Here is a 15,173-nt window from a genome sequence, read left to right on the forward strand (position 1 = left end):
CCCCTACATACAGCGTTCCGTAGGGGCGGCGTTCTCGCCGCCCGTGTTATGAATTTGCACCAGCCGTAATGACGGCGTTCTCGCCGCCCGTGTTACGAATTTGCACCAGCCGTAATAACGGCGTTCTTGCCGCCCTGATTTACCCTTCCCTGCCTTTTCTTACCCGCTCTGCATAAAACGACAAGGTCTTCTGTAGCGTATCCAGCGTCACTGGCTTCGACAGACAGTTATCCATCCCTGCTTCCATACACCGCTGCTTCTCTTCCGCCAGCGCATTTGCCGTCACGCCAATAACCGGGAAAGTGTGTCCCAACTGGCGTAAACGCTGCGTCAGGCGATAACCATCCATATTCGGCATATTGACATCGCTGAGGACAATATCGATTTCACTGCGGCTAATCACATTCAGCGCATCGACACCGTCCTGCGCGGTTTTCACCCGGAAGCCCAGCGATCCTAATTGATCGGACAGCAGCATACGGTTAATCGGATGATCGTCAACCACCAGGATCAGAATATCCTCGTTATTCACACTCTCTTCCGCTACCGGCGCCAGCGCCAGACCTTCCGGCACATCAAGCGGTACGCGATAGATGCGCCCCAGCAGCGCCGGTAACTCGTGTGGCGTGGCGGTACTGTAGACCCAGCGCCCGCTGCTCACTTCCTGCGGCATATCAATATGCAGGCCATCGAACTCAATCACCGCGCGTACCTGACGCTGCGCGATAAAATCATAGTCGGTAATTATCACATCATCGCTGCCGTAACGACTTTCGTCATAGCGATAAACCTGAATACCGTGTTCATGCAGCAGGCTTTCAAGGAAGCTGGCGAGATACTCATTGCGCAGTTCCAGCCATACCTGCTTATCCTGCAAACCTTCATGCAGCGGTGGCGCAACCACCTGACTGTTATACAACGGTATACGGATAATAAACTGGCTGCCCATCCCTGGCTCGGAATCCACCTCGATATCGCCATCCATCATATTGATCAGCTTTTCACAGATCGCCAGCCCTAAGCCGGTGCCCTGGAAGTTGCGCTGCACGCCAGTCCCGACCTGGAAGAAAGGATCAAACAGACGGGTAATCTCTTTCGCCGGAATGCCGACGCCGGTATCGCGCACACGAAACGCCAGATAACCCTCTTTCACATAGGCATGGAGAATAATGCAGCCGGTATGGGTAAATTTAATCGCGTTATTCAGCAGATTAGAGATCACCTGCTGTAAGCGCAGCGGATCGCCGTCCAGTGAAATCGGCACTTTGCTGTCGATAAAACAGTAAAGGGTCAGGCGCTTTTTCACCACCAGCGACAGATAGTTGGAGGCGATATGGGTAATGATCTCACGCGGCGAAAACTCACGCGGCTCAATACGCAACTGTTCCGATTCGATTTTCGAGAAGTCGAGAATATCGCTGATAATTTTCAGCAACAGGCTGGAGGAGTTGGTCATCGCGGTAACCAGCGACTCAACCCCTTTGGGCAGCGCTTTGGTCTGTAACAGATCGAGGTTGCCGATAATGCCATACAGCGGGGTACGCAGTTCATGGCTGACGGTGGCAAGGAACATTGATTTCGACTGGCTGGCCTGCTCTGCCGCCTGCGCCATCTCCTGCAATGACTCTTCCATTTTCACGCGCGCGCTGACATCTACCAGCACGCAAATCGCGACATTTTCATTGCGATAGCGGGAGTGCACAAAACTGATTTGCAGATTGGTATTGCTGCCGGTCAGCACATCGACAAAGTTAACCTGCTGACCACAGATAATCTCCGTCAGGCGCTGACGATCTTCCTGGGTCAGCAAACTGAGATAATTATGCGCCAGCTCATTACTGAGAATATTGGTGCCGTCACTGGTGCGCAGAATACAGATCCCTACCGGCGCCGAGGCGACAATCTTACGGTTAAACTGCTCATGCTCTTCCAGCCGGTGGGCGTTATCTTCCGCCGGCAGGAACATGCGGCGCTCAAACAGCCACGCCAGTGAAAACAGTACAATGCCGCTTAAAAAATTCAGCAATAGCGCATTGATCATCAGCATCTTCAGCTGGCTGACCAGCACGTCGGTGGAGATGGAATAGACCACACTCAGCGATGAAGGCTGCAGGGTTTTCTTCAGCACCAGCTGCTTATAGCCATCGAGGTAGCCAAACCAGGCTTTATCATCCGGCATACTATCGGTGGGTAAGCTGACGCCATTGCGCGCCGAAGAGAGAATCGGCTGATTATTCTGGTCAATAATGGTGGCGACCACCGGCAGGTTGCCCGGCGCAATAAAATCATCCAGCCGGATATTCTGTTCAATCCCCAGCAGCGCCTCCAGTTTATTGGCGACATACACCGGGGTGATCATATAGAAGTAACCCACGCCCGGTTGGGTGGTGGAGGCAATCCAGTAAAGGCTGTTTTTACGCTCAACGGTATTGCTGTTACGGTAACGCAAGATACGCTCATTCAGCGACTTCAGCGCCCGTTCGCGATCGACCGACGCACTGCCGATACCGAAATCCGCCAGGCACAGACTTTCACCGCCAATAAAGAACACGCGGTTCAGTTCATAGGCGGAAGAGAAGTTGGCTTTCCAGTAATTAAGGAAATAACTGAGGGATTCCAGCGAGCTGCGCCAGGTGCTGCTCATCGATGAACAATCAGAATCCGCATACAGCGGGTAAAACTGCGGCAAGGTGGCTTTGCCAGGGAAGACGCCATTCAGCATATCCATGCCGTTAGCGGAAGAGTTAAGGCGGTTTTCCGCAATATATTTCAGTTCGCGCGTAACGTCGGTAGAGTGATGGATATACCACTGCGCCTGATCATAGTTGGCGCTGAACTCCTGGCGCACCTGCGACTCTTTCTCGTGTAACACGTTAATGATAAAAAAGGCGGTCAGCAGCGCACCCAGCGTCCATAGCATTAATGCCAGCGCCCGGAACAGGTAGCGGGAGATCCTTAACGTGGTGCGAAACGAGACAAGATATTTCAAGAGGAACCTATGGCGGCAAAGTGTCGGCGCGGTTTTTGCGATCCCGATACAGTAGCTGTACTGGTAATAAAAAGCCAGAACTGGCGCTGCGGTTAGCAACGGAACTGCCCTTCATTACAAAATATGTCCTGCTTAAAGAAAATTAGTCGTGGCCAGCAACGGCGGACTCACCGAACAAGGATCTGTTATGGAAAGTAATATGGTTAAATGCAAACTGATACTCTCAACGCTGCTCGGCGCGGCTTGCGGAGCCGCACTAATGTATTACGTGCTGCTCGCTGTCATCATTAATATCTTCGTTGGCCCAATCTATGGCGAAGATCAAATGAGTCAGAATTTTATGATTTTCCTTGTTGGAATGCCCTTGCTGACTATAGCAGGAGCCGTAACCGGCTGGCTGATAGCGCGAAAACTGCTTGCCAACTAAAGACATAAAAACAGGGTTTACAGTCAATTTAAAGGGATTTAATATAGATATATAGCCCTATACAGGAAGTACAGGATGTGGCGCAGATAGTCTGGTGCAGAAATTACAAGGAAATGTAATGACCCAGTTAAGCTGGACGGGTAAAGCCGCGAAAGATTTGCGGAAGATACCGTCAAAAGATCAGCAGGCCGTTCGCGAGAAAATCAATACGCTGCTTTACTATCCGAATATTGGCAATCTTGATTTCAGAAAACTGACTGACAGAGACAACCAGTATCGCCTGAGAGTTGGCAGCTACCGCGTTCTTATCGAGGTACAGAATGGGGAGCCCGTGGTCATGGAAATCCAGCGAATTTTACGCAGGAGCAGTACAACGTATTAACGTCGGTTACGGTCTGCGTCCGATATGTTGGTCAGACGAACAGGCGTTCGGCTACAGCAAAAAATCATTATCAGGAATTATCTATGGCTATCCAATATATTACTAACGCCAAAGGTGAGCGAATTTCCGTGGTTATTCCCGTCGCATTTTTCGAAATGCTGATTGCAGAGCGGGAACGGGACGAACGCTATGAATCCATCCAGGATGAAGCTGGCGCAAGCGATAATGTTAAATATCCCAATGAGGTGATTAACATTTTCTCCGCTAAAAATTGCACTATGCAGGCCGCCTGGCGCCTCTACCGCGGCATGACGCAAAAACAGGTTGCGGAGAAACTCGGTATCACCCAGGCATCAGTATCCGAGTTTGAGAAATCGGAGAAACCACGTAAAGAAAATCTTGAGCGCCTTGCCGCCCTGTATCAATGCACGCCTGAACAGCTGACACTTGAATAACTCAGCCGCATAAAAAAAGGCCAGCAATCAATGCTGGCCTTTTTATCTCACGCTTAACGATTACTCGTCGTCGCCTTCCGGGATATCGTCATCGCTTTCCACTTCTGGCGCGATCTCGTCATCACCTTCCGCCACGCTGCCGTCGATAGCATCAAGTTCTTCTTCTGCTACCGGCTCTGCCACACGTTGCAGGCCAACCACGTTTTCATCTTCTGCGGTACGAATCAGGATCACACCCTGGGTGTTACGACCCACGACGCTGACCTCAGACACGCGGGTACGCACCAGCGTACCGGCATCGGTGATCATCATAATCTGATCGCCATCGACCACCTGCACCGCACCGATAACCGGTCCGTTACGTTCGGTGACTTTGATCGAGATAACACCCTGCGTTGCACGCGACTTGGTCGGGTATTCGCTGTTACCGGTACGTTTACCGTAACCGTTCTGCGTCACCGTCATGATCGCGCCCTCTTCACGAGGAATGATCAGCGAAACAACGCGGTCGCCTTCTGCCAGCTTGATACCACGCACACCGGAAGCGGTACGGCCCATGGCGCGTACTGCCTGCTCGGCGAAGCGCACCACTTTACCGGCAGCGGAGAACAGCATCGCTTCGTCGTTGCCATCGGTCAGCGCCACGCCAATCAGTTCGTCGTCATCACGCAGATTGACGGCAATAATACCGGCGCTGCGTGGACGGCTGAACTCGGTCAGCGCCGTTTTCTTCACGGTACCGCTGGCGGTAGCCATAAAGATATTCAGACCTTCCGCATATTCACGCACCGGCAGAATCGCCGTGATACGCTCATTCTGCTCCAGCGGCAGCAGGTTGACGATTGGACGTCCACGCGCACCACGGCTGGCTTCCGGCAGCTGATAGACCTTCATCCAGTAGAGACGGCCACGGCTGGAGAAGCAGAGGATAGTGTCATGGGTGTTAGCCACCAGCAGACGGTCAATAAAGTCTTCTTCTTTAATACGCGCGGCCGATTTACCTTTACCACCACGACGCTGCGCTTCGTAATCAGTCAGCGGCTGATACTTAACGTAGCCCTGGTGCGACAGGGTAACCACAACATCTTCCTGGTTGATCAGGTCTTCGATATTGATATCGGCGCTGTTAGCAGTGATTTCGGTGCGACGCGCATCGCCAAACTGATCGCGGATCAGTTCCAGCTCTTCACGAATCACTTCCATCAGGCGCTCAGCGCTTTCCAGAATATGCAGCAACTCTGCAATCTGCTCCAGCAGCGCTTTGTACTCGTCCAGCAGTTTTTCGTGCTCAAGGCCAGTCAGCTTCTGCAGACGCAGATCCAGAATCGCCTGAGCCTGCTGCTCGGTCAGATAGTATTGACCATCACGAATACCAAACTCATCTTCCAGCCACTCCGGACGCGCGGCGTTGTCACCGGCACGTTCCAGCATCGCTGAGACGTTGCCCAGATCCCATGGACGGGCAATCAGGCCAGCTTTAGCTTCGGCAGGCGTTGATGCACTGCGGATCAGTTCGATAATCGGATCGATATTCGCCAGTGCAATTGCCAGCGCCTCAAGGATATGGGCGCGATCGCGCGCTTTGCGCAGTTCGAAAATGGTACGACGGGTCACCACTTCACGACGATGGCGCACAAAGGCGACGATAATATCCTTCAGCGGCATAATCTTCGGCTGGCCCTGGTCCAGCGCCACCATATTGATACCGAAGGAGGTCTGCAGCTGAGTCAGCGAGTAGAGGTTATTCAGCACCACTTCGCCAACCGCATCGCGTTTAATCTCAATCACGATGCGCATGCCGTCTTTGTCGGACTCATCACGCAGCGCGCTGATGCCTTCCAGACGCTTCTCTTTCACCAGCTCGGCGATCTTCTCGATCAGGCGCGCTTTGTTCACCTGATACGGAATTTCGTTGATGATGATGGTTTCACGACCGGTTTTAGCGTCAGCTTCCACCTGGCCACGGGCGCGGATATAGATTTTGCCGCGACCAGTGCGATAGGCTTCTTCGATACCACGACGACCATTAATAAAGGCCGCCGTCGGGAAGTCTGGTCCGGTGATATGTTCCATCAGCCCTTCAACGCTGATGTTTTCATCCTCGATGTAGGCCAGACAGCCATTAACCACTTCGGTCAGGTTATGTGGAGGAATATTGGTCGCCATACCGACGGCAATACCGGACGAGCCGTTAATCAGCAGGTTCGGTACTTTCGTTGGCATCACTTCCGGGATCTGCTCAGTGCCGTCATAGTTAGGCACATAATCGACAGTCTCTTTTTCCAGATCCGCCAGCAGTTCGTGGGCGATTTTCGACATGCGAACTTCGGTATAACGCATCGCAGCCGCGGAATCGCCGTCAACGGAACCGAAGTTACCCTGACCATCGACCAGCATATAGCGCAATGAGAATGGCTGCGCCATACGCACAATAGTGTCGTACACCGCGGTATCACCGTGTGGGTGATATTTACCGATGACGTCGCCGACCACACGGGCAGACTTTTTATAAGCTTTATTCCAGTCGTTACCGAGAACGTGCATGGCGAAAAGCACACGACGGTGGACAGGTTTCAGTCCATCCCGAACATCTGGTAATGCGCGGCCAACGATGACCGACATGGCGTAATCAAGGTAAGAGTTCTTTAACTCTTCCTCAATATTGACCGGTGTAATTTCTCTGGCAAGGTCGCTCATAGAGCCGCTATCCCTCTACATTAGTCCCGGATTCAAAGGTGCGAAAGTATATCACATTGCGCCGAAACGGTGAATGGAAAGCGTCGTAATGCCGTGCTTTATTATACTGCGCGGCGGTGTTTCAGATCTCCCCACCCAGGGCCGGCGTTCTCGCCGCGCGTGAGAAAGTATATACTCTGGGCAAATCTTTATTGCCGGAGTCCAGATTCAATGAATGTAAACCCAAAACCTGCCGCATCGAATGTTGATCACGCTGAAATAGCTAAGTTTGAAGCGGTCGCCTCGCGCTGGTGGGATATGGAAGGTGAATTCAAGCCACTGCACCGCATTAACCCGCTGCGTCTCGGCTATATTGCGCAGCACGCCGATGGCCTGTTTGGCAAAAAGGTGCTGGATGTCGGCTGCGGCGGCGGGATTCTGGCGGAGAGCATGGCGCGTGAAGGCGCAGTGGTGACCGGTCTGGATATGGGCGCCGAACCGCTGGAAGTGGCGCGCCTGCATGCGCTGGAGAGTGGCGTTAACATTGATTACGTGCAGCAAACCGTTGAAGAGCACGCGGAGCAGTTCGCCGGCCAGTACGATGTGGTGACCTGCATGGAGATGCTGGAGCATGTGCCGGATCCACGTTCCGTGGTGCATGCCTGCGCCCGTCTGGTGAAACCGGGCGGCGAAGTGTTTTTCTCCACCCTGAACCGCAACAGCAAAGCCTGGCTGATGGCGATTCTCGGCGCTGAATATATCCTGCGCATGGTGCCGCGCGGCACCCACGACATTAAGAAGTTTATCCGCCCGGCCGAGCTGCTGAACTGGGTTGATGAAACCCCGCTGCGCGAACGCCATATTATTGGCCTGCATTACAATCCACTGACCAATAAATTCCGTTTAGGGCGCGGTGTGGATGTCAATTATATGGTGCATACCCATAGCGTAATTGAATCCTGACCGCTGAAGGCGGTGAGAACGCCGTCATTGCGGCCGGTGCAAATTATCAACACGGGCGGCGAGAACGCCGCCCCTGCAGGGGATATCTGAACCGCCCGCCATCAACCCGACATCCCACTGTCATACTTTTTTCTTAGTGTATCCCCCGCCAGCCAGATCTTTTTCCTTCTGTACGCATACCAACCTAAATTATAGGGTATTTACGACTGGCGATAAAATCGTCGGGCTTATGTCAGCGGAGCGATAAAATCGCCCTGCTTAGACCACTTTTGCGACAAAGAAAAGTGGCTGGAATAAGCAATGGATATAAAATCAGCGGTCGATCAAATAATTCATTTTTTTATCATAAGGATTGACAGGCCGACGAGCCTTGAGAAACGTGGACTTAGGAAAAAAGCCAGCCCCCGAACCGCAAAATCATGAAGAAATCAACTCTTGTTATACGCGTACAAGTTACTAGAATACTCACCATCTAGTTACACATTCATCCCCTACCCCCTATATGTAGTGTTTATCCACAGAGTTACTCACAATGAGATTTCTGTGTATAAACCGGGGATAATTTCACGGACAGGTAAAACGCGACATGAATCAGAGTCTGCTCGTCACTAAACGCGATGGCCGCACAGAACGTATCAATCTTGATAAAATCCACCGGGTTCTCGACTGGGCGGCAGAAGGCCTGCAGAACGTCTCTGTTTCTCAGGTTGAGCTGCGTTCGCATATCCAGTTCTACGACGGCATCAGAACGTCCGATATCCACGAAACGGTGATCAAGGCGGCTGCCGACCTGATCTCTCGCGATGCGCCTGACTACCAATATATGGCTGCGCGCCTGGCGATTTTCCATCTGCGTAAAAAAGCCTACGGCCAGTTTGAACCGCCAAAACTGCTCGCTCAGGTCACGCGTATGATCGAGATGGGTAAATACGACAAACATCTGCTGGAAGACTACACGGAAGAAGAGTTCGAGCAGATGGACGGTTTTATCGACCACTGGCGTGATATGAACTTCTCCTATGCCGCCGTTAAGCAGCTGGAAGGCAAATATCTGGTACAGAACCGCGTCAGCGGTGAAATCTACGAGAGTGCGCAGTTCCTCTATATTCTGGTTGCCGCCTGCCTGTTCTCCGGCTATCCGCGTGAAACCCGTCTGGATTACGTTAAGCGTTTCTACGATGCGATCTCCACCTTTAAAATCTCGCTGCCAACGCCAATTATGTCCGGCGTACGTACTCCGACCCGTCAGTTCAGCTCCTGCGTACTGATTGAGTGTGGCGACAGCCTTGATTCGATCAACGCCACCTCCAGCGCGATTGTGAAATACGTTTCGCAGCGCGCCGGTATCGGTATCAACGCTGGCCGCATTCGTGCGCTGGGTAGCCCGATCCGTGGCGGTGAAGCTTTCCACACCGGTTGTATCCCGTTCTACAAACACTTCCAGACTGCGGTGAAATCCTGTTCGCAGGGTGGCGTACGCGGTGGCGCCGCGACGCTGTTCTACCCGATGTGGCATCTGGAAGTGGAAAGCCTGCTGGTGTTGAAAAACAACCGTGGCGTTGAAGGCAACCGCGTCCGTCATATGGACTATGGCGTGCAGATTAACAAACTGATGTACACCCGCCTGCTGAAAGGTGGCGATATCACCCTGTTCAGTCCGTCAGACTGCCCGGGCCTGTACGATGCTTTCTTCGCCGATCAGGATGAGTTTGAGCGTCTGTACACCAAATATGAGAACGACGACAGCATCCGCAAACAGCGTGTAAAAGCGGTCGATCTGTTCTCACTGATGATGCAGGAACGCGCATCGACTGGCCGTATCTATATTCAGAACGTCGATCACTGCAACACCCACAGCCCGTTCGATCCGGCTATCGCGCCAGTGCGCCAGTCCAACCTGTGCCTGGAAATTGCGCTGCCGACCAAACCGCTGCTGGATGTGAATGACGAAAACGGTGAGATTGCACTTTGTACGCTGTCCGCATTTAACCTCGGCGCGATCAACAGCCTCGACGATCTGGATGAGCTGGCAACCCTTGCGGTGCGTGCGCTTGACGCCCTGCTGGATTATCAGGACTACCCAATTCCGGCGGCACAGCGCGGGGCGATGGGTCGTCGTACACTGGGTATCGGCGTAATCAACTATGCCTACTACCTGGCGAAACATGGCGTACGTTACTCCGATGGCAGCGCCAACAACCTGACGCACAAAACATTCGAAGCGATTCAGTTCTATCTGCTGAAAGCGTCGAACGATCTGGCGAAAGAGCAAGGCGCCTGCCCGTGGTTTAACGAAACCACCTATGCGCAGGGCATCCTGCCAATCGATACTTACAAGAAAGATCTGGATGTGATCAGCAACGAGCCGTTGCATCTGGACTGGGAAGCGCTGCGTGAGGAGATTAAAACTCACGGCCTGCGTAACTCGACGCTCTCTGCGCTGATGCCGTCTGAGACCTCTTCACAGATCTCGAACGCCACCAACGGCATTGAGCCGCCACGCGGCCATATCAGTATTAAGGCGTCGAAAGACGGTATCCTGCGTCAGGTGGTGCCTGAGTATGAGCGTCTGAAAGATAACTATGAGCTGCTGTGGGATATGCCAAATAACGACGGCTATCTGCAACTGGTGGGTCTGATGCAGAAGTTTATCGACCAGGCGATTTCATCCAACACCAACTACGACCCAACGCGCTTCGCCAACGGTCGCGTACCGATGAAACAGCTGCTGAAAGATCTGCTGACCGCCTATAAATTTGGCGTGAAAACGCTCTACTATCAGAACACCCGTGATGGCGCAGAAGATGCGCAGGACGATCTGGCACCGTCGATTCAGGATGATGGCTGCGAAAGTGGCGCCTGTAAGATTTAATTCGCGACGGCTTGCTGTTCCGTAATCCCTGATGGCCGGGCACTCCCCGGCCATCACATTAGCTAACTGGATTTACACCATGGCTTACACCACTTTTTCGCAGAATAAAAACAACCAGCTGAAAGAACCGATGTTCTTTGGTCAGCCGGTTAACGTAGCGCGTTTTGACCAGCAGAAATATGACATCTTTGAAAAGCTGATTGAAAAACAGCTCTCCTTCTTCTGGCGTCCGGAAGAAGTTGACGTCTCACGCGACCGTATCGACTATCAGGCGCTGCCGGATCATGAGAAGCATATCTTTATCAGTAACCTGAAGTATCAGACGCTGCTCGACTCCATTCAGGGTCGCAGCCCTAACGTCGCGCTGCTGCCGCTGATCTCGATCCCGGAGCTGGAAACCTGGGTCGAAACCTGGGCGTTCTCCGAGACCATTCACTCGCGCTCTTACACCCATATTATCCGCAATATCGTCAACGATCCGGCACTGGTCTTTGATGATATCGTGACTAATGAACAGATTCTGTCGCGCGCCAAAGATATCTCGGGTTACTACGACGATCTGATTGAGATGACCAGCTACTGGCATCTGCTGGGTGAAGGCACGCATCAGGTTAACGGCAAAACCGTTGAAGTCAGCCTGCGCGCCCTGAAAAAACAGCTGTATATCTGCCTGATGAGCGTCAATGCGCTGGAAGCGATCCGCTTCTATGTCAGCTTCGCCTGTTCATTTGCCTTTGCCGAGCGCGAACTGATGGAAGGCAACGCCAAAATCATCAAACTGATCGCCCGTGACGAAGCGCTGCATCTGACCGGCACCCAGCATATGCTGAACCTGCTGCGCAGCGGTGAAGACGACCCGGAAATGGCTGAGATTGCCCGTGAATGCCGTCAGGAGTGTTACGACCTGTTTGTGCTGGCAGCCCAGCAGGAGAAAGAGTGGGCGGAATACCTGTTCCGTGACGGCTCAATGATCGGTCTGAACAAAGATATTCTGTGGCAGTACATTGAGTACATCACCAATATCCGTATGAATGCGGTCGGTCTCGACCTGCCCTTCCAGACGCGATCCAACCCGATTCCGTGGATCAACTCCTGGCTGGTGTCCGATAACGTGCAGGTGGCACCGCAGGAAGTGGAAGTCAGCTCCTACCTCGTCGGCCAGATTGACTCCGAAGTCAACGGCGACGATTTCAGCGATTTCCAGCTGTAAGCCATGACCGCTTCAACCATTACCCTGCGCACTTCTGGTGCGCAGCTGCAATGCGATGATGACTATCCGTCACTGCTTGCCGCGCTGGAAGCCAATAAAACTTACATTGAATATCAGTGTCGGGAAGGTTTTTGCGGTTCCTGCCGGGTACGTCTGCTGAAAGGCGAAGTCTGCTATGCCGCGAAGCCAATTGCTTTTGTGCAGGAGGGCGAGATCCTGCCCTGCTGCTGCAAGGCGAAAGGTGATATTGAGATCGAGATTTAACAGTGGTGCGGCGGGCGGCGAGAACGCCGTCATTGCGGCCTGTGCAAATCATCTACACGGGCGGCGAGAACGCCGCCCCTACAGGATTGGATGGTTTTTTGTAAGGGCGGCGTTCTCGCCGCCCGTCAAAGATAACCCTAAAGCTTAATCGTCTCCACCACATCAATCCAGCCATGACCGCTAGTCACCGCCTCAGCTTTCAGCCAGCGGCGCAGCATATTCATCGCCATCATCGCCACCACTTCCTGGCGGGTTTTCAGCCCGTGACGGCTGACGTTAAACTTCACCAGCTGCGCAAAAGTACCGTCCGGCGTATGCAGGGCAAAACCCAGCAGATCGTCATGATAGCCACCCACCACCAACGCCAGCGATGAGCCATTGGTCTGCGCCAGTGCCTTACTGCGTGCGGCGATAGCCTGTAACGACTCCGGTTGCGATGGCAGAACATTGCCAGCCGCTAAAGCCACCTGTGCGGACGCCAGCTGCCACTGCAGCAAACCGGCGGTAAACTGCTCACTGACGCTTAACGTCAGCTGTTTCTCCTCCAGGGTTCGCGCCAGCAGCGCCGGTAAACCTTCGGTGCCTTCAAAAATGGTGCAGTCCGCCACCATAGTACGCACCTGCTGCCACGCCTGTTCCATCGCCGCACGCTGCGCCGCCGGGCCGGTCAGTTTCAGTTCGATAATCGGCATCGAAGAGCGATAACCCAGCACCGAACCTTCCGGCATGGTTAACACATCCAGCTCTGCCGCCAGATCGCTTTCACCACGGCCAAAAGTGGTAAGACGCAAACAGAGAGGGGGTTCAGGTAAGGTATAGCGCTGCTTCAGACGCGGCAGAATCTGCTGTTCAACCATCACTTTAAATTCTGACGGCACGCCAGGAGTAAAGAAGATCCAGCAGCGGTTAAGCTGAATGGCAAAACCACAGGCAGTTCCCACCGGGTTATCGATCAGCTCAGCGCCCGCCGGAATTTCCGCCTGCTTGCGGTTGCTCGGCGCCATCGGCTTACCGCGCCCGGCAAAGAAAGCTTCCATCTTCTCCAGCCACGCCTGATGAATCTCCAGTTCGACGCCCTGCGCGGTAGCCGCAGCCAGCGCGCTCAAATCGTCGCTGGTTGGCCCGAGTCCACCATTAACAATCAGCACGTCGGCAATCTGGCTGCGCTCTTGCAGGGCGCTTACCAGCGCCTGCAGGCTGTCGCCGACCGTCGAGCGTCCGGTCATCGGCAAACTATGCTGGAACAGCATATCCGCCAGCCAGGCGGCGTTAGTATCAACAATCTGTCCGTGTAGTACTTCATCGCCAGTTGAGAGCATTTCCACTCTTATCACTGTATTCTCCAGTCAGGTTCGCAAGCGGTAATTCAGACTGGCCGGAACTGGCAATGGCGTCAACCATTTCATTTCCCTCCCCCACCGATGGGGAGGGAGAGCAATCGACGGTGATCTAAACCTGATAACGACAACGCGCTACCGCCGCCAGCCAGCCCTGATAGTTTTGCCGGATTGATTGCGCCTGTGATTCGCGCGGGTATATCGTGCTGCCACCGCGTAGCGCACTTAGTTCACTGCTTTCGCGCCACCAGCCCAGCTCCCGTCCGGCTAATACCGCGGCACCCAGCGCCGAAACTTCCGCCGTTGGCGCTTTAATTAACGGACGTTGCAACAAGTCGGCCTGAAACTGCATCAGCCAGCTATTCTCCGTCGCGCTGCCGTCGACACACAGCTGCGCCAGCGGCTGGCCTCCGGCCTGCTCCATAGCGAAAAACACATCGGCAATCTGAAACGCCACCGACTCCAGCGCTACCCGCGCCAGCACCTCCGGCGTGGCGGCGTCAGTCAGACCACAAATCAGCCCGCGCGCCTGCAGATCCCACCAGGGCGCCCCCAGTCCTGACAGCGCCGGAACAAAGTAAATACCCTGATTGCTGTCGCTGCGCTGCGCCATTTCCGTCAGCCGTTGTGGATCGTCCACCCCCAGCATCCGTGACAGCCAGGCGGCGCCGGAGCCGGTATGAGTAATATTACCTTCAAAAGCGTAGCGCAGCTGACCATCATGCCAGGCCAGTGTGGTACTTAAACCGCCATCGCTGATTACCGCTGCCGGCATCGACATCATCAGTGAAGAACCGGTGCCGTAGGTGGCTTTAATCACTTCACCGCGCGTGGCGCACTGCGCATAGAGCGCGGCATGGGAATCGCCAATCAGCGCCAGAACCGGCGTGCCGACGGCCAGCCCGGCGATATCCTGAAGCTGCACCGTGCCATGATCTGCCGCCGAAGGCTGCACCTCCGGCAACGCCTCACGCGGCACCTTAAACAGCCCGAGTAAACGATCATCCCACTGCGCCTGATGGATATTAAACAACTGGGTACGCGACGCATTGGCGTAATCGGTGACAAACTGCTGCCCGGCGGTCAGCTGCCAGCACAACCAGCTATCAACCGTGCCGATACAGAGTTCACCTGCCGCCGCACGCTGATAACCGTCGGCGATCGCCGCCAGCATGCCGGTCACTTTAGCGGCGGGAAACATCGGATCCACCGCCAGCCCGGTCAGCGAGGAGATCAGCGGCTGCTGCCCGCTCTGCTGTAATTCACGGCACAGTGCTTCCGAACGGCGATCCTGCCAGCTGACCAGCGGCGTCAGCGGCTGGCCATCACTGCGCTGCCAGATCATAATCGACTCACGCTGATTGCTGATCGCCACTGCCGCCACCGTCGCGCCGCCACACTGCGCCAGACAGTCGCCGATCGCCTGACGCACCGCCTGCCAGATCACCAGCGGATCCTGCTCCGCCAGCCCCGGCTGCGGATGGAAAATCTGCAGCGGCTGACTGGCGCGCGCCACTACCCGGCCATCACCATCGACGGCAATAGCTTTGGCATTAGTGGTGCCTTCATCGATAGCCAAAATTAGCGGGCCTGACATG

The 15,173-nt window shown here is 54.2% G+C and carries 11 protein-coding genes; 7 read left to right on the top strand and 4 right to left on the bottom strand.

The features are described from left to right. Positions 1-139: 139 nt before the first annotated feature. Positions 140-2,989 (bottom strand): two-component system sensor histidine kinase RcsC, encoded by a 2,850-nt coding sequence (gene rcsC, locus N5923_RS05950; protein WP_267140815.1) that lies wholly within the window; start codon positions 2,987-2,989, stop codon positions 140-142. 187 nt (positions 2,990-3,176) lie between these two features. On the opposite strand from rcsC, the gene N5923_RS05955 reads away from it, so the two are divergent. The 3 genes from N5923_RS05955 to N5923_RS05965 all read left to right on the top strand — a co-directional run bounded on the left by N5923_RS05955 (position 3,177) and on the right by N5923_RS05965 (position 4,253). Then, entirely contained in the window at positions 3,177-3,416 is a 240-nt protein-coding gene (locus N5923_RS05955) for a hypothetical protein (RefSeq protein WP_267140814.1), read from the top strand. A gap of 118 nt (positions 3,417-3,534) precedes the next feature. Continuing rightward, positions 3,535-3,798 (top strand): type II toxin-antitoxin system RelE family toxin, encoded by a 264-nt coding sequence (locus tag N5923_RS05960; RefSeq protein WP_267140813.1) that lies wholly within the window; start codon positions 3,535-3,537, stop codon positions 3,796-3,798. A gap of 83 nt (positions 3,799-3,881) precedes the next feature. Continuing rightward, positions 3,882-4,253, top strand: a complete 372-nt coding sequence (locus N5923_RS05965) for a helix-turn-helix domain-containing protein (protein ID WP_267140812.1) — start codon at positions 3,882-3,884, stop codon at positions 4,251-4,253. Positions 4,254-4,313: 60 nt separating this feature from the next. Here N5923_RS05965 and gyrA read toward each other — a convergent pair whose 3' ends face one another. Then, positions 4,314-6,950, bottom strand: coding sequence for a DNA topoisomerase (ATP-hydrolyzing) subunit A (gene gyrA / locus N5923_RS05970; RefSeq protein WP_267140811.1), 2,637 nt, complete (start codon positions 6,948-6,950; stop codon positions 4,314-4,316). A 210-nt stretch (positions 6,951-7,160) separates the two neighbouring features. On the opposite strand from gyrA, the gene ubiG reads away from it, so the two are divergent. The 4 genes from ubiG to yfaE all read left to right on the top strand — a co-directional run bounded on the left by ubiG (position 7,161) and on the right by yfaE (position 12,238). Beyond that, entirely contained in the window at positions 7,161-7,892 is a 732-nt protein-coding gene (gene ubiG / locus N5923_RS05975) for a bifunctional 2-polyprenyl-6-hydroxyphenol methylase/3-demethylubiquinol 3-O-methyltransferase UbiG (RefSeq protein WP_267140810.1), read from the top strand. A gap of 586 nt (positions 7,893-8,478) precedes the next feature. Continuing rightward, on the top strand, positions 8,479-10,764 hold the full coding sequence (nrdA, locus tag N5923_RS05980) for a class 1a ribonucleoside-diphosphate reductase subunit alpha (protein ID WP_267140809.1): 2,286 nt from the start codon (positions 8,479-8,481) through the stop codon (positions 10,762-10,764). A gap of 79 nt (positions 10,765-10,843) precedes the next feature. Beyond that, on the top strand, positions 10,844-11,974 hold the full coding sequence (nrdB, locus tag N5923_RS05985) for a class Ia ribonucleoside-diphosphate reductase subunit beta (protein ID WP_267140808.1): 1,131 nt from the start codon (positions 10,844-10,846) through the stop codon (positions 11,972-11,974). A gap of 3 nt (positions 11,975-11,977) precedes the next feature. After that, positions 11,978-12,238, top strand: a complete 261-nt coding sequence (gene yfaE, locus N5923_RS05990) for a class I ribonucleotide reductase maintenance protein YfaE (RefSeq protein WP_267140807.1) — start codon at positions 11,978-11,980, stop codon at positions 12,236-12,238. A 137-nt stretch (positions 12,239-12,375) separates the two neighbouring features. Here yfaE and N5923_RS05995 read toward each other — a convergent pair whose 3' ends face one another. Continuing rightward, entirely contained in the window at positions 12,376-13,572 is a 1,197-nt protein-coding gene (locus N5923_RS05995) for a nicotinamide mononucleotide deamidase-related protein YfaY (RefSeq protein WP_267140806.1), read from the bottom strand. 115 nt (positions 13,573-13,687) lie between these two features. Next, positions 13,688-15,172 carry an FGGY family carbohydrate kinase gene (locus N5923_RS06000; protein WP_267140805.1) on the bottom strand — a complete coding sequence of 495 codons (1,485 nt, stop codon included), beginning with the start codon at positions 15,170-15,172 and terminating at the stop codon, positions 13,688-13,690. Position 15,173 lies beyond the last annotated feature (1 nt).

This window comes from Winslowiella arboricola (assembly GCF_025527015.1).
GTDB lineage: Bacteria > Pseudomonadota > Gammaproteobacteria > Enterobacterales > Enterobacteriaceae > Erwinia > Erwinia arboricola.

Bases quoted from the DNA above. Each gene is read 5' to 3' on its own strand.
- N5923_RS05960 (WP_267140813.1), top strand. From the start codon at position 3,535: ATGACCCAGTTAAGCTGGACGGGTAAAGCCGCGAAAGATTTGCGGAAG.
- yfaE (WP_267140807.1), top strand. From the start codon at position 11,978: ATGACCGCTTCAACCATTACCCTGCGCACTTCTGGTGCGCAGCTGCAA.
- N5923_RS05955 (WP_267140814.1), top strand. From the start codon at position 3,177: ATGGAAAGTAATATGGTTAAATGCAAACTGATACTCTCAACGCTGCTC.
- N5923_RS05965 (WP_267140812.1), top strand. From the start codon at position 3,882: ATGGCTATCCAATATATTACTAACGCCAAAGGTGAGCGAATTTCCGTG.
- nrdA (WP_267140809.1), top strand. From the start codon at position 8,479: ATGAATCAGAGTCTGCTCGTCACTAAACGCGATGGCCGCACAGAACGT.
- N5923_RS06000 (WP_267140805.1), bottom strand. From the start codon at position 15,172: ATGTCAGGCCCGCTAATTTTGGCTATCGATGAAGGCACCACTAATGCC.
- ubiG (WP_267140810.1), top strand. From the start codon at position 7,161: ATGAATGTAAACCCAAAACCTGCCGCATCGAATGTTGATCACGCTGAA.
- nrdB (WP_267140808.1), top strand. From the start codon at position 10,844: ATGGCTTACACCACTTTTTCGCAGAATAAAAACAACCAGCTGAAAGAA.
- gyrA (WP_267140811.1), bottom strand. From the start codon at position 6,950: ATGAGCGACCTTGCCAGAGAAATTACACCGGTCAATATTGAGGAAGAG.